Below are 22099 nucleotides of genomic sequence, written 5' to 3'. Positions count from 1 at the left end.
CACCCAGGCCGCGCAGGCAGCCGCGCCCACGCCCCCCGCGCCCTCCGCGTCCGCCGCGTCCGCCGAAACGCCGGCCGCCGAAGCCGAAGCCGGCGGCTATGCGGTCGCCCCGCGGGTCATCCTCGTGCGGCTGGACGACCTGCACCCGGGCTCCCGCCTGCTCGAGGAATGCTTCGGCCCCGTAGCGCTCGTCTGTGAATACGAGGATGCCCTGCAGGCGCTGGGCGCCCTCGTCCGGCTGCAGCCGAGCCTCGTCGCATCCGTCTTCACCGGCGGCCCGGGCGACCCGCAGTCGGCCGAGATCGTGCGCCGGCTGCTCGGCCGGGTGGGCCGGGTCGCCCTCAACGCCTGGCCCACCGGAGTGGCCACGTCCTGGTCCATGCAGCACGGCGGACCGTGGCCGGCCACCTCGCGCTCCGATGCGACCAGCGTCGGCGCCGGGGCACTCGGCCGCTTCGTGCGGCCGGTCGCGGTGCAGAACGCCGAACCCGCCCACCTGCCGCCGGCCCTCCAGCCCGGCAACCCCTGGCGTATCCCGCGGCGAATCAACGGCAAACTGACAGTGCCGAGCGCGACAATGGCGACCGCGACAGCGCCGACCGCGACGGCGCCGAGCGAATGACGTCCTCCACCCTGACGAAAGTGAACCCCATGATCGACACCTCAGACCTGATCGACATCGAGTCCCTCCTCAGCGCCGACGAGGTGGCGCTCCGCGCCTCCGTGCGTTCGTTCGTCGACTCGAGCATCCGGCCGAACATCGCGCGCTGGTACGAGAACGGCGTCTTCCCGCTCGAGATCGTGCCGGAGATGGCGAAGCTGGGCCTGCTCGGAATGCACCTCACGGGCTACGGATGCCCGGGCCGCAGCTCCGTCGACTACGGCCTGGCCGCGCTGGAGCTCGAGGCCGGCGACTCGGGCCTGCGCACCTTCGTGAGCGTGCAGGGATCCCTGGCCATGAGCGCCATCCACAAGCACGGCTCGGAGGAACAGAAGAACGAGTGGCTGCCGAAAATGGCGGCCGGCGAGGCGATCGGATGCTTCGGCCTGACCGAGCCCGGCTCGGGCTCCGACCCCGGCAGCATGACCACGTACGCCCTCCGCGACGGCGACGACTGGGTGATCACCGGAACCAAGCGGTGGATCGGGCTGGCCTCCGTTGCCCAGGTCGCCGTGATCTGGGCGATGACCGACGACGGGGTGCGCGGTTTCGTCGTGCCCACCGAGACGGCCGGATTCACCGCCACGGTGATCGGATCCAAGCTCTCCATGCGGGCCTCCATCCAGTGCGAGATCGACCTCGACAACGTGCGCCTGCCCGCCTCGGCCATGCTGCCGAAGGCCAAAGGGCTGAGCGGCCCGTTCTCCTGCCTGAACGAGGCGCGCTACGGCATCATCTGGGGCGTCATGGGCGCCGCGCGCGACAGCTACCTCACCGCCCTCGAATATGCCGGCGAGCGCATGCAGTTCGGCAAGCCCCTGTCGGGCTACCAGCTGACGCAGTCGAAGCTCGTCGACATGGCCCTGGAGATCAACAAGGGCACCCTGCTCGCCCTGCACCTCGGCCGGCTGAAAGACGCCGGCACCCTGCAGCCGCACCAGATCTCGATCGGCAAGCTGAACAACACCCGCGAGGCGATCGCCATCTGCCGTGAGGCGCGCACCGTGCTCGGCGGCAACGGCATCACCCTTGACTACTCCCCGCTGCGCCACGCGAACAACCTCGAGAGCGTGCGCACCTACGAGGGGACCGACGAGGTGCACACGCTGATCATCGGCAACCACATCACGGGCATTCCCGCCTTCCGCTAGACCCCCGTCGGGTAGCAGTCGCGCGGGTATCGCTGCGGGGGAGTTACGCGGGCACTGCGCCGGTGCGCGTGAGTTGCGCCACCCGCGAAGTGGCGCACTACCCGCGCAGCGCGGGGCGGGCGAGCCGGGTGCGGTCGCTACCGGGGCGCCGGGCCGAGCCAGGAGTAGCGGCGCTGGGGGCGTCCGGTCTGGCCATAGCGCAGGGAAACGGCGGCCTGCCCGAGCAGCACGAAGTGCTCCAGGTATTTGCGGGCCACGACCCGCGACAGGCCCAGCTCCTCGGCGCACTCGGACGCGGCCAGGTCCAGGTCGGAGTCCTTCAGCGCACGTTCGATCAGCACGGCGGTCTCCTTGCTCAGCCCCTTGGGCAGGGGCGGCAGCGGGGCCACGCCCGACGCCGAGCCGAGGGCCTGGTCCAGGTCGCTCTGGCTGAGGTCGCCGGGGCGCCCGAGCACGCGCCGGCGTTCGGCGTACCCGGCGAGCCGTGCCTGCAGCTCGGTGATCTTGAACGGTTTGAGCAGGTAGCTCACGATGCCCCCCTGCAGCGCAGCGCTGACCGTCTCCGACTCGCGGGCGGCGCTGAGCACGAGGAAGTCCAGGTCGTACCCGTGCTCGCGGGCGCGACGGATGACGTCGAGCCCGGTCGTGTCCGGAAGGTAGATGTCCAGCAGCACGAGCTGTGGCCGCAGCGTGCCGATCAGGTCCAGTGCCTCAGCGCCGGAATGCGCCACCCCCACGACGCGAAAACCGGGCAGCTGTTCGACGATGCGCTCGTGGGCGCGAGCGACCATGAAGTCGTCGTCAACGATCAGCACGTCATACATGGAGGGTCTCCCGACCTGTGGGCTCGAGGCCTGTGGGCTCGAGGCCTGTGGGCTCGACGGGTTCGCCGGGGGCTCCGGATGCGCGCGCGACGGTCGGCAGGACCGCCTCGAACACCGCTCCGCCGTCGTTTCGGTAGCCGACCCGGCCGCCGCGGCGGGTGGCGACGAGGTGCACGATCGCCAGGCCGAAGCCGTGGTCGGCGGCGCCCGACGACGTCGATTTCGATGTGACCCCGGCCTCGAACACGCGGTCGATCAGGGCGGAGTCGACCCCGGGCCCGGTGTCGCGCACGACGACGCGAACCAGAGCACCGGCAGCATCCGCCCCCGCAGCATCCGGCCCCGCCGCACCCGGCCCCACCACCCGCACGTCGACCGAGACGTGCCGGGTCGCCGCCCCGGTCACCGCGTCCAGGGCGTTGTCGACGAGGTTGCCGATCACCGTCACGAGGTCGACCGACATCGCCTCGTCCACCCTGGGCAGCGCGGAATCGGCCGTGAGCGTGAGGTCGGCTCCGCGCTCGCGGGCGAGCGACGTCTTCGCGATCAGCAGCGCGGCGACCGCGGGTTCGTTGATCCGGGTGAGCACCGTGCTGTCCAGCTCGGAGCGGTCGCGGGAGACCGCATCGATGTAGTCGACGGCCGCATCCGTGTCGCCGAGCTGCATCAGCATCGAGATCGTGTGCAGCCGGTTCGCGAACTCGTGGGTCTGCGCGCGCAGGGTTTCGGTTGCCTGCCTGCTGCTGCCCAGGTCGTGCTGCAGCGTGACCAGCTCGGTGCGGTCGCGGAGCGTCGTCACCACCTCGGGTTTGGAGCGGGGCGGATGAATCGTGGTCTGGTTGAGCACGAGCAGCACCCCGCGGTTGACCAGGGGCGTGTCGCGGTCGTTGGCACCGTGCGAACGCAGCGCCCGCTCGGCCTCTCCGCCCAGCCCGACACCGTCGACGGGACGGCCGACCGCGTCGTCGGGCAGCCCGAGCAGCGACCGGGCGCTGTCGTTGGCGAGGGTGATGATGCCGTCCGCGTCGACCGCGATGACGCCCTCACGGATGCCGTGCAGCATGGCCTCCCGGTGCTCGACCAGGCGGCCGATCTGCTCCGGCTCCAGGCCCAGGGTCTGGCGTTTGACCCGGGCGGCGAGCCACCACGAGCCGGCGGCGCCGAGGATGCCGGCGACGCCGAGGTAGGTGAGCAGGTTCGGGGCCGCAACCGAGAACAGGCCGGCCAGGGTGGGGAACCGGCGCCCGGCGACGACCGTGCCGATGAGTTCGCCCGAGTTCGAGAGCACGGGCACCCGGCCGACGACATGGTCGACGGTCCCGAGCTGCGCCACTCCGGCCCAGGCGCCGTCGTAGCCCTTCCGGTCGACATTGAGCTGCACGGTGGTGCCGAGCATGCGCGGGTCGGCGGGGGAGGCGAGCACCAGGCCGGCGGCATCCGTCACGATGAGTTCGTCGACCCCGGTCGTGGTGCGCAGCGACTCCACCGGCGAGGCGAGTTTCCGCGGCGCCGAGTCGCTGGCGAGCAGGCTGCGGAGCAGGGGATTGGCGGCCGTGTATTCGGCGACGGTGAGCATCCGTCGCTGCTGGCCGCTGTCGAAAATGTTGCGGGTCTGTTCGAGCGAGATGGCGGTCACGGCGACGAGCACGATGGCGAGCAGGGTGAGCTGGAAGACGAGCAACTGGCGGGTGAGGCTGAGGCGGGGGCGCGCCTGCGACGGTGCAGAGGACGGCGACTGTGACTGCATCTGCCCTCCCGTCGGCCGGCCCGGGCCATCGTCGGCCCCGGCGCACGGGCCGCGCGCGGCGGCCCTAACAAATAGTCCCTCAGAATGGGGAAGGAAGGAAACTCGGCCACAAGCTACACAACGTCCTCTAACACCACAAGTTGCAGGGGCTGCGGCGCTCCTGCGCATCATGGTCACGGTCGGCGACGATGCCGGCCTTCAATCGAAGAGGATTGCAATGCGCACATCAGCCCGGCTCAAGCCAGCACCCACGCGTCTGATCGGCACCACGGCCGTCGCCGCCACACTCATCCTGGCGCTCAGCGCCTGCGGCGTCACCGGCACCACCGCGAGCACCGCGGAGGCAACGGCCGACGGCCCGCTCAAGAACATCCAGGTGATGATCCCCAACGCCCCGGGCAGCGGCTACGACGTCACCGGCCGCGCCGCGGTCAAGGTGATGGACGAAATCGGCGTCACCACCGGCACCGAGGTCACCAACCTGGCCGGGGCCGGCGGCACGGTCGGCCTGGCCCGCACCATCACCGAGAAGGGCAACAAAGACTTCCTGCTGATGATGGGCCTCGGCGTCGTCGGCGCCGCGTACACGAACGAGACGGATGCCAAGGTCGCGGATGCGACTCCCATCGCCCGCCTGATCGAGGAGGCCGGCGCCATCTTCGTGCCGACCGACTCCCCGTACNGCCCGCCTGATCGAGGAGGCCGGCGCCATCTTCGTGCCGACCGACTCCCCGTACAAGACCCTCGACGACCTCATCGTCGCCTGGAAGAAGAACCCCGGCGCGTTCCCGGTCGGCGGCGGATCCTCGCCCGGCGGGCCCGACCACCTGCTGCCGATGCAGCTCGCCGACGCCGTCGGCATCGAGGCGGGCGACGTGAACTTCGTCAGCTACGACGGCGGCGGCGAGCTGCTGCCGGCGATCCTCGGCGGCAAGTTGCAGTTCGCGGCCTCCGGCTACGGCGAATTCCTCGAGCAGGTCAAGGCAGGCGAACTGCGCGTTCTCGCCGTGACCAGCGAAGAGCGAGTCCCCGTCCTGCCGGATGCCCCCACCCTCAAGGAGCAGGACGTCGACCTGGTCTTCACCAACTGGCGCGGACTGCTTGCGGCCCCGGGCCTGAGCAAGGCCGAGACGGCCAGGCTCGTCACGGCCGTCACGGCCATGCACGACAGTGACGAGTGGGCACAGGTGCTCGAGGACAACGGCTGGACGGATGCCTTCATCACCGGAGACGACTTCGCCTCCTTCCTGACCGAGCAGGACGAGCGCGTCGCAACCGTGCTCACCGACCTGGGACTGGTGTGACCACCCCCAGCTCTCGGGGTGGACCAGGACTGCTGCACGGTCGCTCCGAGCTGGGCGTCGCCGCCCTGCTCGGGGCGCTTGCGGTGATCGTCGCCGTCGACACCGCCAACATCCGCCAGACCGCCGTCAACTCCGGCGTGATGGGCCCGCAGGTCGTTCCCGCCATCATCGCGACCGGCCTGGCCCTGTGCGCGATCGCGCTGGCGATCAGCGTTCTGCGCGGAGGGCACGCCGACCCCGAAGAGGGCGAAGACATCGACCTCTCCATCCCGGCACACTGGCCGACGGTCTTCGGCCTGGCCGGCCTGATCCTCGGCTACGCGCTGGTGCTCGACCCGCTCGGCTATGTGGTCGCCAGCAGCCTCCTCTTCTACGGTTCGGCGTTGCTGCTCGGCTCCCGGCGCTTCGTCTGGGCCCTGCTCATCGGCGTCGCGCTGTCCGTGGCGACGTTCTACGGTTTCGTACTTGGCCTCGGCATCCCCCTGCCGGCCGGCCTGCTGACGGGAATTCTCTGATGGACAACCTCGCTCTGCTGATGGAGGGGTTCACGAACGCGCTGACCCTCCAGAACCTGCTTTTCGCGCTGATCGGTGTGCTGCTCGGCACGGCGGTGGGCGTGCTGCCCGGGATCGGCCCGGCGATGACGGTGGCCCTGCTGCTGCCGCTCACGTACGCCCTCGACGTGACCGGTTCGCTGATCATGTTCGCCGGGATCTACTACGGCGGGATGTACGGCGGGTCGACGACCTCGATCCTGCTGAACACACCGGGGGAGAGCTCCTCCGTGGTCACGGCGCTCGAAGGCAACAAGATGGCCAAGGCCGGACGAGGCGCCCAGGCGCTCGCGACGGCGGCGATCGGATCCTTCGTGGCCGGCACCATCGCCACCGCCGCCCTGGTCTTCGTCGCCCCGTTCATCGTGTCGATCGCGATCAGCCTCGGTGCCCCGTCGTACTTCGCGATGATGGTGTTCGCGTTCATCGCGGTGAGCACGGTGCTCGGTTCGTCCCGGATCCGCGGGCTCGCGGCGCTCTTCATCGGGCTGACGATCGGCCTGGTCGGGATGGACCCCACCACCGGCCAGCCCCGGCTGACGTTCGGCCAGCCGCTGCTCTCCGGCGGGATCGACGTCGTGGTGATCGCCGTCGCGCTGTTCGCCGTCGGTGAGGCCCTCTGGATCGCGGCGCACCTGCGGCAGGGCAAGCAGGCGACGATCCCGGTGGGCGTGCCCTGGATGGGCAAGGACGACTGGAAGCGCAGCTGGAAGCCGTGGCTGCGCGGCACGGTGATCGGCTTCCCGTTCGGCGCCATCCCGGCCGGCGGAGCGGAGATACCCACCTTCCTTTCCTATGTCACCGAGAAGAAGCTCTCGAAGCATCCGGAGGAGTTCGGGCACGGCGCCATCGAGGGCGTTGCCGGCCCGGAGGCCGCGAACAACGCGTCCGCCGCCGGAACCCTCGTGCCGCTGCTGACGCTCGGCCTGCCGACCACGGCGACCGCCGCCGTGATGATCGCCGCGTTCAACCAGTACGGCATCCACCCGGGGCCGCTCCTGTTCACGACCGAACCGGTGCTGGTCTGGACCCTGATCGCGAGCCTCTTCATCGGCAACACGCTGCTGCTCCTGCTGAACCTGCCGCTCGCGCCGTTCTGGGCGAAGCTGCTGCGGATTCCGCGGCCGTACCTGTACGCGGGGATCCTGTTCTTCGCCACCCTGGGCGCGTATGCGGCCGGGATGCAGTCGTTCAACATCGTCATCCTGCTGCTGATCGGGGCGCTCGGCTACATGGCCAGGCGCTACGGGTTCCCGGTGCTGCCGATCATCGTCGGCGCCATCCTCGGCCCGGAGATGGAACGCCAGCTGCGCCGCTCGCTGCAGATCAGCTCCGGCGACCCGGCCGCGCTCGTGAGCGAACCGCTGGCGATCGTGCTCTACGCGGTGATCGCGGTCTTCCTGGTCGTGCCCCCGCTGCTGAAGGCCGTCCGGCGGCGGACGCGCGACGCCTCCCGCCGAGGTTGACGGTTGCGGTCGAGTTTGCTTGGTGTGCCGGGCAAACTCGACCGGAACAGGGCAGCTCGGCGCGCACGGATACGGCCGATCACTTGAGCAGCGCGACGTCCGAGACGAGATCGATGTGGGACTGCATCGCGTCCTGCGCTGCTTGCGCGTCTTGCCCGCGGATCGCGTCCGCAATCGCGCGGTGCGAGGCCAGCGACTGCTCGGGGCGTCCTGGCTGGCCGAGGGATTCCAGCCTCGTCTCCAGGATCATTTCGGCGATGAACGTCATGAGCTGCGCCAGCACCGAGGAGTGCGCGGCGCGCGTGACCGCCTGGTGGAAGAGCTCGTCACCGTGGGCGCCCTTGTCGCCGCCGGCGATCTCGGCCGCCATGGCGTCCAGGGACGCATCGATGGCGAGCATGTCCTCCTCGGTGCGCCGAACCGCGGCGAGCCCGGCCAGTTTCACCTCGAGGGTGCTCCTGGCCTCGACGATGTCGGGGAGCCGGCTGCGGTGCGCGCGGAGTTCCCTGATGACGGTCGCGATGCTCGGCCGATAGACCAGCACCGCGCCCGTGCCGTGTTGCACGTCGATGACGCCGAGGACCTCCAGGGCCACCAGGGCCTGGGCCAGTGTCGCCCGGGACACTCCGAGGCGTTCCGCCAGGTCGCGTTCGGCCGGCAGGAGATCGCCAGGGCCGAGCCGGGCAGACTGGATGTAGCCGAGGATCTGTTCCACCAGCTGTTCGTACAGGCGAGGTTTGGACACACGCGTGAGCTGCTGGGGGGTGAAGTCCTGGGCCACTGCTGCCTCCACGTCGGTCGTGACGGTGTTTCCGTGGAGTCCAGCCTACCGCGCGCTTGACAACTCACCTACTGTCTAGGAGGCTAGGCCAGTGGTCCTTTGGTCCACGTCACATCCGAAGCCAATGGAGGAACAACGATGTCCGCTCCCGTCCTGTCGATCATCATTCTGGCGGTGATGTTCCTGCTGGCCACCGTACTCCCCGTCAACATGGGCGCACTGGCCTTCGTCGGAGCATTCCTCCTCGGCGCCGTCTTCCTCGGCATGCCCACCGAGGACATCCTGGCCAACTTCCCCGGCGGTCTGTTCCTGACCATCGTCGGCGTGACCTATCTCTTCGCCATCGCGCAGAACAACGGCACCATCGATCTCCTGGTGCGCGGCGCCGTGAAGATGGTCGGCAATCGGGTCGCCTTCATCCCGTGGGTCATGTTCGCCGTGACGGCTCTGATCACCTCGGTCGGCGCCCTGTCCCCGGCCGCCGTCGCGATCATCGCGCCCATCGCGCTGAGCTTCGCCGGCAAGTACAAGATCAGCCCGCTGCTCATGGGCATGATGGTCATCCACGGCGCGCAGGCCGGCGGTTTCTCGCCGATCGCCGTCTACGGCGTCACGGTCAACGGAATCATGGAGGGCACCGGACTGGAGTCCAACCCGACCGCCCTGTTCCTGTCCAGCCTCGTCTTCAACTTCCTGATCGCCCTGGTCCTCTTCGCCGTGCTCGGTGGCCGGAAGCTCGTGTCGGCCCGGGTCAGTGACTTCGTCGAGCAGGCGGCCGAGGCCCGCATGCTGGTCAGCGCGGGCATGCGCGCCGGCGGAGACGTGGACTTCAAGGGCTTCGGTTCCGGAATCTATGGACCCCGCGACCCCGCCGGAGACGGTGAGGCGGCCACGAAGAGCCGCGCCGAACGGATGCCGCAGCTCGTCACCATTGCCGGCCTCATCGCCCTGGCCGTGATCGCGCTCGGCTTCAAGGTCGACGTCGGCTTCGTCGCCATCACGATCGCCGTCATCCTCGCGCTCGTCTCGCCGAAGGCGCAGAAGGGCGCCGTGAACAAGATCAGCTGGTCGACCGTGCTGCTCATCTGCGGCATGCTGACCTTCGTCGGCGTCCTCGAGGAGGCCGGAACGATTGCCTACGTCTCCGACGGCGTCGCCAGCCTGGGGATGCCGCTGCTGGCCGCGCTCCTGATCTGCTACATCGGCGCCGTGGTGTCGGCGTTCGCCTCCTCGACCGCCATCCTCGCCGCCTTGATTCCGCTGGCCGTGCCGTTCCTCGCCTCCGGCCAGATCGGGGCCGTCGGGGTCATCTGCGCCCTGGCCGTCGCCTCGACGATCGTCGATGTGTCGCCGTTCTCGACCAACGGCGCGCTCGTGCTGGCCAACGCGCCGGAGGACGTGAACAAGGAACGCTTCTACAAGCAGATCCTCGCCTACAGCGGGATCGTGGTCGTCGTCGGCCCCGCCATCGCCTGGCTGGTGATGGTCGTCCCCGGCTGGATGTAGGCCGAGCGCGGCATCCGGCTACCACCACGTGAGAGGAAACGCATCATGAGCACCGAACCGACACAAGCACCCGGCACGAGTGAAGGCCCCCTGGCCGGATACCTGGTGGTGGACCTGAGCCGGGCCCTCGCCGGCCCCCACGCGAGCATGATGCTCGCCGACCTGGGGGCCCGCGTCATCAAGGTGGAGAACCCGGAATCGGGCGACGACACGCGGGGCTGGGGGCCGCCGTTCGTCGGCCCCGCCGACGACCCGCAGTCCACCTACTTCCTCTCCTGCAATCGCAACAAGGAATCGATCGCACTGGACCTGAAGAGCGACGACGGGCGTGAGGTGCTGCGCGACCTGATCGAGCGGGCCGACATCGTCGTCGAGAACTTCCGCCCCGGGGTCCTGGACCGGCTGGGGTTCTCTCCGGCCGCGATGCACGAGCTGAACCCGGCCCTGGTCATCCTGTCGATCACCGGATTCGGTCACGACGGTCCGGAGTCGAGCCGGAGCGGCTACGACCAGATCCTCCAGGGCGAGGCCGGGCTCATGTCGTTGACCGGTTCGGGCCCGGACGACCCGCAGCGGGTGGGGGTGCCCATCGCCGACCTGCTCTCGGGCATGTACGGCGCCTTCGGGCTGCTCGCGGCACTGCTGCAGCGGGAACGCACCGGCCAGGGGCAGGTCGTCCGCACGTCGCTGCTGGCGGCGCTCGTCGGCGTGCACGCGTTCCAGGGGACCCGGGCCACCGTGGCCGGTGAGGTGCCCGAGGCGCAGGGCAACCATCATCCGTCGATCGCTCCCTACGGCCTCTTCACCTGCCGCGACGGGAGCGTGCAGATCAGCATCGGCAGCGAGAAGCTGTGGGCCACGTTCGCCGGCGCCTTCGGCCTCGACGCGAGCCGGCCCGAGTTCGCGTCGAACGCCGACAGGGTGCGCAACCGGGACATGCTCAAGGGTGAGATCCAGGATGCCTTCGGCCGCTTCGATGCCGCGCCCTTGCTCGAGAAGCTTGGTGCGGCCGGCATCCCGGCCGGCAAGGTGCGCACGCTGGAGGAAGTGTACGAATGGGATCAGGTTCTCTCGCAGGGCCTGCTGATCGACGTCGACCACTCGGTGCTCGGGCAGATCAGTCTCCCGGGGCCGCCGCTTCGGTTCTTCGGCCCGGCCGACAGCCGCGAACTGACGAATACCACCCACGCGGCCCCTCCCGTGCTCAATCAGCACGGGGACCAGATCCGGAGCTGGCTCAGCCGCTCGCTGGAAAGAAGTTGACATGCTGACCGAGAAGACCAGGCACCTGAGCGCCTCTGAATTGATCGACGTCGTCCTGGACGAGGGCTCCTTCACCCGCTGGGATGGCCCCGTCACCGAACCGGACCCCGACCCGGCCTACCTGGCGGACCTCGAGCGGGCCCGGTCGAAGAGCGGGGTGGACGAGTCCGTCATCACGGGGGAGGGGCTGATTCGCGGGCGCCGGGTCGCGGTCATCGTCAGCGAGTTCGCATTCCTGGCCGGCTCGATCGGGCAGGCCGCCGCCGACCGGATCGTGGACGCCGTCGAGCGGGCCACCCGGGAGAGGCTGCCGCTTCTGGCCGGGCCCGCCTCGGGCGGCACCCGAATGCAGGAGGGAACCATGGCGTTCCTCGCCATGGTCAGGATCACGGCCGCCGTGCGGGCACACCGGCAGGCCGCGCTGCCGTACCTGGTCTACCTGCGCCACCCGACGACCGGCGGTGTGATGGCCTCGTGGGGCTCCCTCGGGCACGTCACCGTGGCGGAACCCGGCGCGCTCCTCGGCTTCCTCGGCCCTCGGGTCTATGAAGCGCTGTACGGCGAACCCTTCCCGGAGGGCGTGCAGGTCGCGGAGAACCTCTTCGACAAGGGGCTCGTGGACGCGGTCGTCCCGCCCGACCAGCTGCCGCAGATCGTCGATCGTGCGCTGTCGATGCTGGTGCAGGAGCCGGCCGCGCCCGTGCCGGCCCCGGCCACGCTCGAGGTGAGGCCGTCGACCGTGCCGGCCTGGACATCCGTTGAAATCTCCCGCAATCCCCGCCGGCCGGACCTGCGCCAGCTGCTCACCCACGGGGCGAGCGACGTGCTGCCGCTCAACGGCACCGGGCAGGGGGAGAATGACCCGCGGCTGCTGCTGGCCATCGCCCGGTTCGGCAGCCAGTCCTGCATCGTGCTGGGTCACAACCGGCCGAAGCGGCCTCGGGACGCGGCGATGGGACCGGCGTCGCTGCGCGAGGCGCGCCGGGGCATGCGCCTGGCGGAGGAGCTCGGGTTGCCGCTGCTCACCGTCATCGACACGGCCGGCGCCGCGCTGAGCAAGGAGGCGGAGGAGGGCGGCCTGGCCGGGGAGATCGCCCGGTCGCTGCACGACCTCATCGGCCTGCGCTCGCCCACGGTGTCGGTGCTGCTCGGGCAGGGGGCAGGCGGGGCCGCGCTCGCGCTGTTGCCGGCCGACCGCACCATCGCCGCGCAGCACGCCTGGCTCTCGCCGCTGCCGCCCGAGGGAGCCAGCGCGATTGTGCATCGGACCGTCGACATGGCACCGGAGATGTCCGCCTCGCAGGGCGTGCACGTGGCGTCCCTGTACGCCAACGGGCTCGTCGATCACATTGTCGACGAGCGACCGGATGCCGCCCAGGAGGGCAGGGCGTTCTGCGGCCGGATGGCGCTGGCCGTGGAATACGAGCTGTCCGCGTTGGCAGGCCTGTCGGTCGATGAACTGCTGGTGAGAAGAGTCGACAAGTTCCGGCAAGTGGGCGCCGGAGCATCCCGCCGAGCTTGACGGTTGCGGTCGAGTTTGCCTGGTGCGCCGGGCAAACTCGACCGGAACAGGGCAGCTCGGCGCAGCCGTCTCCCGGCCGCGGACCACTCGCCCGCCGCCGCTCCCGCCGCCGCTCCCGCCGAGAATCGCCGTTCCTGCCGAGAATCCCCGGTGGGGCGGTGATTCTAGGCGGAAGCGGCGATTCTCGGTGCTCAGATGCGCACCAATCCGGCGCAAACTACACCCATTCGGGGGCTGCGCGGCACGGGGCCGGGCGGCTAGATTCATCACAGCCAAAGAGGAGTTCTGTGACCACCGACATCCCCACCCTGCGGCAGCGTCTTGCCGCACAGTCGGTCATCGAGAGGCTCCTGCCGCTCGGTCGCTCATCCCTCAGCAGCCGCGGCGTCGCCCGGTACCTCGGCGCGAAAGGCGAGCGGATCGTCGGCTCGATCCTGGACAGCCTTCCGCCGGAGTGGACCGTGCTGCACGCCCTCCCGATCGGCGCCCGGAGTTCGGCCATCGACCACCTCGTCGTCGGCCCCGGCGGCGTCTTCACGATCTCCACGAAGCACTTCGGCAGCAAGGTCATCGGCGTCGGAAAGCACGGCATGACGGTGGCCGGCCGGCCGGTGCCGAGCATCCGCGCCGCCGAATTCGAGGCGGCCCGGGTCACGACGCTGGTTCGCGAACGGATGCCGCTGGTCGCCCCCGTGCAGCCGGTGATCGCTGTCGTCGAACCGAAGCAGCTCATCATCCACGACCGTCCGGAGCAGGTCAAGGTCGTGCACGCGGGGGACCTGCGCCGCTGGCTCATGCAGCTCCAGCCGGTGCTGACCGAGCCGGAGCTGATGGAACTCGACGCCATCGTCGACGGCCCGGGCACATGGCGTTCCCGGCCGGACTTCGCGCCCGGAATCGCAGCCAGGGCCTGACCCCCGGGCCGACGCGCCCCCACGGCCGACCCGCCCCGCGCGCGGCCGACCCGCCGATGCTCAGCACCTTCCACGACAACGCGGGCCGCGCGTAGTCGGAGGGCTCTGGGGAGAGGGCCGGCGGAAGAGGACAGACAGCCAGACGGCCCGTACGGTAGACAGCACGGCCCATAGACAGCACGGCCCATAGACAACCCGCCCGTAGACAGCCGTTCTCACGCCCGTTTTGGGGCCGCCCGCGGCCATTCTGGGGATGCCCGCCCCTGCCCCGGCGCCGGTAGTTTCGGCAGTAAGGGAGAGTCATGGCAACAAGCGCGGACACCATGCGGCACCGTTTTGCGGCGCAAGCGGTCATCGAGGAGCTGCTGCGCGTGCAGGGCGATGTTCCGCCGCGCACGACGCTCGCCCGAGTGTTCGGCCAGTCTCCGCTGGGCGCCGACAGCGTGCCCTGGTACCTCGGCGCGAAGGGGGAGCGGGCCGTGGGGTCGCTCCTCGAGTCGCTGCCGCCGGAGTGGGCCGTCTTCCACGCGCTGCCGGTGGGCGGGAGGGGCTCCGACATCGACCATGTCGTCGTCGGCCCGGCGGGGGTCTTCACCATCAATACCAAGCACCACCGCGGCCAGTCCGTGTGGGTAGCGGGCCGCAGCCTGCTGGTGTCCGGCCGCAAGACCCGCTACATCCGCGACGCGGAACTCGAGGCCGAGCGAGTCACCGGGCTCGTTCGGCAGCGGATGCCGCGGAGCGCGCCGGCCCGCCCCGTCGTGGCGTTCGTCGGCCCGAAGCAGCTGAGCATCCGGGAGCAGCCCGCATCCGTGACGGTCATCGACGCGCGCCATCTGCGGCGCTGGCTGCTGAGCCTTCCGCCGACCCTCGCCTGGCCGGAGCGAATGGAGATCACGGCCGTCGTCGACAACCCCGCGAGCTGGCGCAGGCCGCCCGTGACAGTGCCGGGGCCCGTCGTGTCGTCGGTGCGGTCGTCGCCGTCGCAGCCGTCGTCGCAGTCCTCCCGCGATTCGTTGCCGTCCTACCGGGTCTCGGCGGAGCCCGCTGACGACCCCATGGCCCGGTTTACCGAGCTCGACGCGGATGTTCGCGCCGCGCACCTGCGCCGCGCACTCTGGGTGCTGCTCGGTGTTGTGGTGGCGGCGGGTGTGGCCCTCGAGGTGCTGCAGCTGTTCGCCGGCTAGTGCTGTTTCTGGCCAGTGCTGCTTCTGCTTCGCGTCGCTTGCTGCCTGGCGCGGCTTGCTGGTTAGTGCTTTGCCGGTCAGTCCGGAATCCGGCAGGGCGAGGGCAGGGCCGACCGGCAGGCGTTCTGCGTCGGGAGCTCTTCCAGCAGGGTCATGGCTGAGCTGCCGATGGCTCCGCCGGCCGTGCCGATGACCGTGCGTTCGGCGATGATCGGGGGCGCCACACGCGCCGTGTCGATGGTGGTTTCGGCCGGGGAAGCGGGGGCTGCCTTCGCCGATGCCGATGCCGATGCCGATGCCGACGCCGACGCCGGTTCGGCTCTCGAGCCCTCAGCCGTTTCCGGGGACGCGGCACTGGAGGAGCTGTTCGCTGCCAGGTCCAGGTCGTCGTCACCGGGGTGCGAGAGCGCCGCCCCGAACGAGGTGAGGATCAGGCAGGCCGCGAGGGACGCGGCGGCGACCCCGGGGGACGGGAGGAGCGCCCAGCTGCGTCGTCCCGTGAGCAGGGCGTAGCTGGCCGTGACCAGCCCCGTCACGCCGACCACGAGGAGGAAACCGGCCGGTCCGCCGGTGAGGAGTCCGACCAGTGCCAGGTAGAGGGCGCTGCCGCCGAGCACCCACGTGCTCGCGGGCGGGCGGGCGCGGCGAACGCGGCGGAAGGTTGCGGGACCGGGAGCGGGAGCGGTCACGGGCGGTCCCGGTCCGCGATCACGGTCGCATTCGTGATGTGCGACACGGCCGGGATGTCGGCGCCGGAACCGGCGAGACCGTCCCCCTCGGCCACTCGAACCTTGCGCTGTTCCGACCAGCTGACGCCGTTCCACCAGCGAACCTGCCGGCCGTTTTCCGGGTTTGGATACCAGCCTGGGTTCGGAATAGTCACAGGTGTGTCCTTCGTTTGGGGCGGCGGTGCCCCTCCGAGCCTAGAAGCTGAGGGAGAATCACGCAGCCCCCACATCGGGTACCCCCGACGCCTCCGCCCTTCGCCACGGACCTCTGCAGGGAGTTGCTGTGCGTCCGCAAGGGATTTACCGTGATGCCACGACTTTCGATTCCACGTTCGGGGTAACGGAAAGTAGGCTGTTCCTGCCCCTCGAACTGGAACGGATCTGTCGTGAAGGTCATCAGCTACAACCTGCGCAAGCACAGCGCGATCGGTGAACTCATCGCGCTGGTCGAGCGCTACGAGCCCGACCTCCTCTGCCTGCAGGAGTGCGACACTCTCGACATCCCCGACGAAATCGGGCTGCTGCACCTGGCCGACTCGACCACGCGCAACCGGCTCGGCCTCGCCATCTACTACCGCAAGGACCGCTTCACGGCGGTCGAGACGCAAACCTTCGCGTTGAAAAAGTCACTGCACGACCGCGTGCTCACGCCGGCGCACGAGCGCCTGATCGGCACCCGCCTGATCGACGATGTGGCCCAGCGGGAGCTGGTCGTGGCATCCTTCCACGCTGCCCCGCTGACAGCCTTGAACTCGTTGCGGCGCAACCAGATCCGGTCCGCCCACGAGGAACTGCACACCCTCGGGCCGGGACTGCCGACCCTCATGGTGGGCGACTACAACTACCCGATGTTCAAGGACCACCTCAGCGCCCACGTGAAGAAGTCGGGCTACGACCTCACCCTGAGCGACAGCAGGACCTACACGCGCTACAAGTTCTTCCGCGGACACTTCGACCTGGCGACATCCATCGGCCTCACCATCGACAACGTGGAGACCCTGCCCAGCGGCACCTCTGACCACATGCCGATCCTGGTGACCTCGACGTACACGCACGAGAGCACCGTGACCCTGCCGGATGCCGCCCCCACGCCGGGCGCTGCCGGCGACTTCAGCATCTAGCTGCCGCCCGCCAGCCCTGCCCAGCCAGCCCAGCCCGCTGAGTTGCGGACAAACACCCTTCATTTCGAAAACGAAGGTACTTTCTCCGCAAGTGAACACGCGGGCGGGGGCCGCAGCCGCCGTACACTGTGTCGGGATGATTGAGCAATCGAATTCCGGGCCATCGAAGTCCGGACCACCGACATCCGAGCCCGACAACGTGATCGACCTCGAGGACGCCAGACGGCGCTTCCTGGCCGCAGCGGCCGACAGCGACGCCGACTCGATGCAGCAGGCGATGCAGGATGCCTCGCGCGCCCGCCGCGACCGGCCGAAGAAGCCGCTGCCCCTGCTGACACCGCCCGCAACGCCCGTGCGCTTCCGTGTGCGCGTTGATCTCGTCGACTCGAAACCTCCGATCTGGCGTCGGTTGAGCCTGCCCTCGAACCTGGCCCTCGACCGGCTGCACGACGTGCTGCAAACCGCGTTCGGCTGGACCAACAGCCACCTGCACCAGTTCACGCTCACCGACGACCCGCACGGAGAGGAGACGGTGGGCATCCTCACCCCGTTCGACGTGGAAGAGGGCGACGTGGGCGTGCTCGAGAGCGAGCTGCGGCTCGACCAGTTCCTCGCGAGCACGGGCGACACCCTGCGCTACACCTACGATTTCGGCGACAACTGGGAACACACGGTCACCCTCGAAGCGGTCGAAGCGGTCGAAGCGGCCGAGCCGCCCAAGGCCGGCGCGCCGACGGATGCCACCGTCCGCTGCCTTGCCGGACGGCGCCTGGGGCCGCCGGAGGACATCAGCGGAATGCACAGCTACGAGCAAGTCCTGGCGGCGGCGTTGAACCCGCGCGACCCGGCCTACTCGGACCTGATCGAGACGATCGCCTACCACGACCTGTTCAGCGTCACGGACGACATCGACCTCGACGCGATCAACCGGGGTCTCGACCGCCTCGCCGGAGCGGATGCCGCCCTGGCCTGGCTGCGCGCCAGCCGCGGAGGGGCCGGTTCGCCGATTGCGGACCTGATCGCGAGAGTCGGCGAGGAGGCTCAGCGCTACCTTGCCGGTTTCGTGGCCAGTGCCCGCCTGATGGAGCCGCTCGAGATCGATGAGGCAGCGGCGGAGTCGGCGACGCTCGTCATCCGCACCTTCCTGCGGCACGTCGGCGACGGCCTCCAGCTCAGCAAGGCCGGATTCCTGCAGCCTGCGGCCGTGATCGCGCTGATGGCGGAGCTCGATCCGGACAAGAAGGCGTACGGCAAGGCGAATCGCGAGGCCAACACGCGGCCGCTGCTCGATCTGCGCCAGACCGTGACGGAGCTCGGCCTGGTGCGGAAACGCAACGGCATGTTGCTTCCGACGAAGCTCGGGCTGGCTGTGCGCGAGTCGCCGCTCGCGCTGTGGCGCCACATCGCCTCCCGGCTTCCGGTGGAGCGCCAAGAGCAGGCAAGCGATGCCGCCCTCCTGCTGCTGCTGCTGGTCGCGGCCGGGGAAGTGGGGTCTTTCATCGCCCTCGGCAAGTCACTGGATCTGGTCAGCGCCGTGGCCGGCATGCAGCTCGAAGGCAACGGCCGCTACGGGAACGGGTCCGCGGTCTACAAGCCGCGGCATACCCGGGAGGCGCTCGAGTGGGCGGCTTCGGGAACGCTGGCGGATCCGCGACCGTTCCGGGTGCAGATGTACGCGCCCAGCCGCCTCGACTCGATCGGCGCACAGACCCTCGCCCGCGCCGCACTCACGCCCGGGCGCTGAGCCCCCACGCTGGCCGTACGCTGTCGCCAGGGAACGCCTTCCGGGCATCCGTTTTCCCGGGCAGAATGAGCGCGAACCGAGCGGCGCCGCGACAGCGTCGCAGCCACGCGCGGTTCCGGTGCGAGGGGAGTTGTGGATGCTGTCGTCAGACCTGCTGATTGACGCGTTCGACCGGGTGTCGGGCGTCGTGCATGCGGTGCTGCAGGATGCCGGTCCGGGGGTGCTCGGTTACCGGCCCGACCCGGAGGCGAACACGATCGCCTGGCTGGTCTGGCACCTGGCCCGCATCCAGGATGCGCAGATCGCGCCCCTCATCGGGGAGGAACAGGTCTGGACCGCCGAGGGATGGTCGGTGAGGTTCGCGTTGCCGTTCGGGCCCAGCGCCACGGGGTACGGGCACACGGCCGACGAGGTCGCGGCCGTGCGGTCGAGCGCCGAGCTGCTGGGCGGGTACTTCGACGCCGTGCATGCCCGCACGATCGCGTACCTGCCGACCCTGGCCGAGGCGGATTTCGCGCGGGTGGTCGACCGCGGGTGGAACCCGCCGGTCACGGTCGCGGTGCGCCTGGTCAGCATCATCGCCGACGACCTGGAGCACGCGGGCCAGGCCGCCTATGTGCGCGGGCTCGCGATGCGCGCCGACCTCTGAGCCCGCCGAGCCTTCAAGCGCCGAGCTCTGAACCCTGGGTGCGGCGGATGCGCCGGCGGGTTTCCCGGCGGATGTCCCGGCGGAGGACCGTCCAGCCCCTAGAATCCTGATCCATGACGACGATCGCGGTGTACCTGTTCTGCGCCCTGCTGGCCGCGCTTGCCGTGTTCCAGATCCTGCTGATTGCCGGCGCGCCCCTCGGCCGCTTCGCGTGGGGCGGCCAGAACCGCGTTCTGCCTGCTCGACTGCGCTGGGGGAGCGTGGTGTCGATCCTGCTCTATGCGGCCTTCGCCTTCGTCGCGTTCGAACGAGTGGGCCTGATCGACCTCATCCCGAGCGACGGCTTCATCGCCGTGCTGATGTGGGTGATCGCCGGATACCTGCTGCTCGGCGTGGTGATGAACTTCCTCTCGCGCAGCCGGCCCGAGCGGTACACGATGGGCCCGCTCGCCCTGGTCCTCAGTGTGCTCGCGGTGATCATCGCGACGAGCTAGTTCCCCGGACGTCGCGCCTGCCGCGTCCCGTCCCGCGTCCCGTGCGTGTGCCCACCCGTGCGCCTGCCCCTGTGCTCGCCCACCCGCGTGCTCGCCCACCCGCGTGTTCGCCCACCCGCGTGTTCGCCCACCCGCGTGTTCGCCCACCCGCGTGTTCGCCCACCCAATTGAGTTGCGGAGAAAGTACCTTCCCGCGGCAAACGAAGGTACTTTCTCCGCAACTTAACCCTCGGGACGACCCTCGGGATCTCAGGGCCCCAGACCTCTGACTCTCAGCCCTCAGCCCCCAGCCCTCAGCCCCGAAGGACCACGATCAGGTCGGCATCCTCCCGGGTCGACTCGATGAGGTCCGCGTTGCTCTGGTCGCTGCCGCGCGCGAAGGCCGCGGCATCCGCCTCGCCGCGCCCGAACTCCACGTGCCGCCCGATCAGGCGCGGGAGCCGCACCGATGCCGGCACCTCGAGGTACCAGACCGAGTCGAGCTCCCCGCGGATCGCGCGCCACGCGGGGACATCCGCAAGCAGGTAGTTGCCCTCGGTGATGACCACCGGGACGCTACGGGGGATCGCGATGGATGCCGCGATCGGCTCCTCCAGGCCGCGGCGGAATGACGGCGCGTAGACCACGTCCTCGTCGCGGGCGCGCAGCCGGCGCAGCAGCGACAGGTACGAGCCCGGGTCGAAGGTGTCGATGGCGCCGCGGCGCTCGGCCAGCGGCGTGCCCCGGATGATTTCAGTCGCGAGGTGGAAGCCATCCATCGGCACGACGATGGCCGTGTCGGGGCCGAGGATCCGGGCCAGCTCGGCGGCCAGGGTGGACTTGCCGGCCCCCGGCGGACCGCAGAGGCCCAGCAGGATGCGCCCGCCCGGCTCACGCAGCCTCTCACGCGGCCGCTCGCGCAGTCGCTCACGCAGTCGCTCGGACAGTCCCGCCGCGGCTGTCTCGATCGTGTCGGGGAGCGCTCGGCGCCACGGTGTGTCCAGGGGGCCCTCACCCAAGAGGGGAGCTCGTGGCTCGCGGCCTCGCCGTCGCAGACTGGCCCTCCATGAGCGGCCTGCTCAACCCTGCGAGCAGGGCGCCGATACCGCCCCAGGCCAGGTCCCCGATCGAATCGACGTAGCCAACGAAGATCTCCTCGTCGATGTAGGTGTGCCCGAACCACTCGAAGATCTCCCAGAGCACTCCGAGAGACAGCCCCAGAGCGAAGGTCATCACGGCGGTCGACGCCATCGGCCTCAGGAGCGTCGCGGCGTCGGCCAGGAGTCCGAGCCGTACGAGCCCGATGTAGACCAGTGCGGCGCAGAGTCCGTTGGTGAGGAAGTGCATCGGAAGATCCCACCAGCGCGTCGAGATGTAGATGTCCAGCACGCTGCTCCACACGGAGGCCAGGACCACGATGCCGAACGCGATGTCGAAGCCCGGCCGAACGCCCAGCAGCCGGGGAAGGAACATCCCGACCGTCACGAACGCGAGGCTGAACCCCGCGGCCGGGCCCCAGCCGACGCCTGCGACCACGATGCCGATCGCAGCCAGCATCCGCAGCGCGTCGGCGACCGTCTCGGCGGCTCCCGTCGGAGCCGGCAGGTATGTCCGGATCATGGCAGCACTCTAGCCGAGTCGGACGCCCCGGCCGAACGGTCTCCGTAGCGCAGCACCGCCTGCACGGGTTCGTGGTCGGATGCCGCGCTGCCGTCGAATCGCGCGGCGTTGATGCCCGTGCTCATCACGTCTACGCCGTTCCCCACCAGGATGAGGTCGATGCGTTTGCCGCCCGGGCGGCGGCGTCGGTAGTTCGAGAAGGTGCCCCACTGCGGCGTCACCCGCTCGGCCGCCTCCTCCCAGGTGTCCCTGAGCGGCCCGTCTGCCGTCAGCCGGCGGTAGACGGCCGAGTCCGCGTCGGCGTTGAAGTCGCCGATCACCACGATCGCGGCGTCCGGCTCTGCGGAGCGAGCGGCCAGCACGAGGTCCAGGATGAAGTTCGCCGATTCGAGCCTCGACCGCCACGAGAGGTGATCGAAATGGGTGTTGAAGGCGAGGAGCCGTGCTCCGGTCGCGGTATCCGTGAAGTCCGCTGACACGACGATGCGCGGCGTCAGATTGCCCCACGATCTGGACCCGGGCTTCTCCGGCGTCGCGGACAGGGCCCGTTGCTGCCAGGCGGTCAGCTCCAGCCGCCGCGAGTCGTAGAACACAGCACACCGCTCGTCCCGTCCGGAGGCGTAGCGGCCGTGGCCTACCCACTGGTAGTGTGGTCCGAGGGCGTCGGAAACGAAGTCGACCTGGTCGGCCAACCCCTCCTGCACGCCGAGAAGCGTCGGCTGCTCGGCGGCGAGGATGCGTCGAACGAGCGGCTTCCGCGTGGCCCAGCGATCGGGACTCCCCGGCAGGAGATTGCGGGAACGCCGACGGATGTTGTACGTCATCACGTGCAGGTCGGGCTCGGTCACCGGACCGATCAGCGCGGCATCCGTCATGCGCCCAGA

21 protein-coding genes and 1 pseudogene are annotated in these 22099 nt (G+C 69.8%); 14 read left to right on the top strand and 8 right to left on the bottom strand.

The genetic code is table 11. The features are described from left to right. Together E3T33_RS04965 and E3T33_RS04960 are read left to right on the top strand one after the other, a co-directional pair. Positions 1–622: aldehyde dehydrogenase family protein (locus E3T33_RS04965; protein WP_134574889.1), on the top strand; the 622-nt coding region annotated here is incomplete at its 5' end. A gap of 29 nt (positions 623–651) precedes the next feature. Further along, positions 652–1812 (top strand): acyl-CoA dehydrogenase family protein, encoded by a 1161-nt coding sequence (locus E3T33_RS04960; RefSeq protein WP_174775392.1) that lies wholly within the window; start codon positions 652–654, stop codon positions 1810–1812. A 137-nt stretch (positions 1813–1949) separates the two neighbouring features. Here E3T33_RS04960 and E3T33_RS04955 read toward each other — a convergent pair whose 3' ends face one another. Together E3T33_RS04955 and E3T33_RS04950 are read right to left on the bottom strand one after the other, a co-directional pair. Further along, positions 1950–2636: a response regulator gene (locus E3T33_RS04955; protein WP_134476606.1), complete on the bottom strand. Its 687-nt coding sequence runs from the start codon at positions 2634–2636 to the stop codon at positions 1950–1952. Then, positions 2629–4383 carry an ATP-binding protein gene (locus E3T33_RS04950; RefSeq protein ID WP_166784401.1) on the bottom strand — a complete coding sequence of 585 codons (1755 nt, stop codon included), beginning with the start codon at positions 4381–4383 and terminating at the stop codon, positions 2629–2631. Before E3T33_RS04950 ends, E3T33_RS04955 begins: the two co-directional genes overlap by 8 nt. 292 nt (positions 4384–4675) lie before the next feature. Here E3T33_RS04950 and E3T33_RS04945 point away from each other — a divergent pair. The 3 genes and pseudogenes from E3T33_RS04945 (at position 4676) to E3T33_RS04935 (ending at position 7707) form a co-directional block, all read left to right on the top strand. Further along, positions 4676–5687, top strand: a pseudogene (locus E3T33_RS04945) (tripartite tricarboxylate transporter substrate-binding protein). After that, positions 5684–6202, top strand: a complete 519-nt coding sequence (locus E3T33_RS04940) for a tripartite tricarboxylate transporter TctB family protein (protein WP_241982825.1) — start codon at positions 5684–5686, stop codon at positions 6200–6202. Before E3T33_RS04945 ends, E3T33_RS04940 begins: the two are co-directional and overlap by 4 nt. Further along, complete coding sequence (locus E3T33_RS04935) at positions 6202–7707, top strand: tripartite tricarboxylate transporter permease (RefSeq protein WP_134574887.1); 1506 nt, start codon at positions 6202–6204, stop codon at positions 7705–7707. The genes E3T33_RS04940 and E3T33_RS04935 overlap by 1 nt, the downstream gene beginning before the upstream one ends. Before the next feature lie 79 nt (positions 7708–7786). Here E3T33_RS04935 and E3T33_RS04930 read toward each other — a convergent pair whose 3' ends face one another. After that, positions 7787–8488 (bottom strand): FadR/GntR family transcriptional regulator, encoded by a 702-nt coding sequence (locus tag E3T33_RS04930; RefSeq protein WP_092321077.1) that lies wholly within the window; start codon positions 8486–8488, stop codon positions 7787–7789. A 138-nt stretch (positions 8489–8626) separates the two neighbouring features. Here E3T33_RS04930 and E3T33_RS04925 point away from each other — a divergent pair, with 138 nt between their 5' ends. The 5 genes from E3T33_RS04925 to E3T33_RS04905 all read left to right on the top strand — a co-directional run bounded on the left by E3T33_RS04925 (position 8627) and on the right by E3T33_RS04905 (position 14880). Continuing rightward, positions 8627–9994 (top strand): SLC13 family permease, encoded by a 1368-nt coding sequence (locus tag E3T33_RS04925; RefSeq protein ID WP_092321078.1) that lies wholly within the window; start codon positions 8627–8629, stop codon positions 9992–9994. Positions 9995–10039: 45 nt separating this feature from the next. Further along, positions 10040–11257 carry a CoA transferase gene (locus tag E3T33_RS04920; protein ID WP_134574886.1) on the top strand — a complete coding sequence of 406 codons (1218 nt, stop codon included), beginning with the start codon at positions 10040–10042 and terminating at the stop codon, positions 11255–11257. Position 11258: 1 nt separating this feature from the next. After that, a complete protein-coding gene (locus E3T33_RS04915; protein ID WP_092321080.1) occupies positions 11259–12779 on the top strand; it encodes a carboxyl transferase domain-containing protein in 1521 nt (506 codons plus the stop codon). A gap of 287 nt (positions 12780–13066) precedes the next feature. After that, positions 13067–13693 carry a nuclease-related domain-containing protein gene (locus tag E3T33_RS04910; protein ID WP_166784400.1) on the top strand — a complete coding sequence of 209 codons (627 nt, stop codon included), beginning with the start codon at positions 13067–13069 and terminating at the stop codon, positions 13691–13693. Between the two features lie 302 nt (positions 13694–13995). After that, positions 13996–14880, top strand: a complete 885-nt coding sequence (locus E3T33_RS04905) for a nuclease-related domain-containing protein (protein WP_134574884.1) — start codon at positions 13996–13998, stop codon at positions 14878–14880. Between the two features lie 77 nt (positions 14881–14957). On the opposite strand, the gene E3T33_RS15190 is transcribed toward E3T33_RS04905, so the two are convergent. Then, a complete protein-coding gene (locus E3T33_RS15190; RefSeq protein WP_166784399.1) occupies positions 14958–15569 on the bottom strand; it encodes a hypothetical protein in 612 nt (203 codons plus the stop codon). After that, a complete protein-coding gene (locus E3T33_RS04895) occupies positions 15566–15763 on the bottom strand; it encodes a DUF2510 domain-containing protein (protein WP_166784398.1) in 198 nt (65 codons plus the stop codon). The genes E3T33_RS15190 and E3T33_RS04895 overlap by 4 nt, the downstream gene beginning before the upstream one ends. A 231-nt stretch (positions 15764–15994) precedes the next feature. Here E3T33_RS04895 and E3T33_RS04890 point away from each other — a divergent pair, with 231 nt between their 5' ends. The 4 genes from E3T33_RS04890 (at position 15995) to E3T33_RS04875 (ending at position 19616) form a co-directional block, all read left to right on the top strand. Next, entirely contained in the window at positions 15995–16729 is a 735-nt protein-coding gene (locus E3T33_RS04890) for an endonuclease/exonuclease/phosphatase family protein (protein WP_092321086.1), read from the top strand. Between the two features lie 136 nt (positions 16730–16865). Further along, positions 16866–18473, top strand: coding sequence for a plasmid pRiA4b ORF-3 family protein (locus E3T33_RS04885; protein ID WP_166784397.1), 1608 nt, complete (start codon positions 16866–16868; stop codon positions 18471–18473). Between the two features lie 136 nt (positions 18474–18609). Further along, positions 18610–19122 (top strand): DinB family protein, encoded by a 513-nt coding sequence (locus E3T33_RS04880; protein ID WP_134574880.1) that lies wholly within the window; start codon positions 18610–18612, stop codon positions 19120–19122. A 113-nt stretch (positions 19123–19235) separates the two neighbouring features. After that, positions 19236–19616 carry a hypothetical protein gene (locus E3T33_RS04875; protein WP_134574879.1) on the top strand — a complete coding sequence of 127 codons (381 nt, stop codon included), beginning with the start codon at positions 19236–19238 and terminating at the stop codon, positions 19614–19616. Positions 19617–19909: 293 nt separating this feature from the next. Here E3T33_RS04875 and E3T33_RS04870 read toward each other — a convergent pair whose 3' ends face one another. From E3T33_RS04870 to E3T33_RS04860, 3 genes are read right to left on the bottom strand one after another with little or no spacing between them, the layout of a single operon-like run. Further along, on the bottom strand, positions 19910–20614 hold the full coding sequence (locus tag E3T33_RS04870; RefSeq protein WP_241982824.1) for a nucleoside/nucleotide kinase family protein: 705 nt from the start codon (positions 20612–20614) through the stop codon (positions 19910–19912). Beyond that, complete coding sequence (locus E3T33_RS04865) at positions 20607–21215, bottom strand: hypothetical protein (RefSeq protein ID WP_092321091.1); 609 nt, start codon at positions 21213–21215, stop codon at positions 20607–20609. The genes E3T33_RS04870 and E3T33_RS04865 overlap by 8 nt, the downstream gene beginning before the upstream one ends. Continuing rightward, entirely contained in the window at positions 21212–22090 is an 879-nt protein-coding gene (locus E3T33_RS04860) for an endonuclease/exonuclease/phosphatase family protein (protein ID WP_092321092.1), read from the bottom strand. Before E3T33_RS04860 ends, E3T33_RS04865 begins: the two co-directional genes overlap by 4 nt. Positions 22091–22099: the final 9 nt, after the last annotated feature.

It is taken from the genome of Cryobacterium sp. TMT1-2-1, from assembly GCF_004403955.1.
Taxonomy (GTDB): Bacteria; Actinomycetota; Actinomycetes; order Actinomycetales; family Microbacteriaceae; genus Cryobacterium; species Cryobacterium psychrotolerans.
The sequence above is the reverse complement of the archived record's forward strand: the minus strand, read 5'-3'. Positions and strand labels throughout refer to the sequence as shown.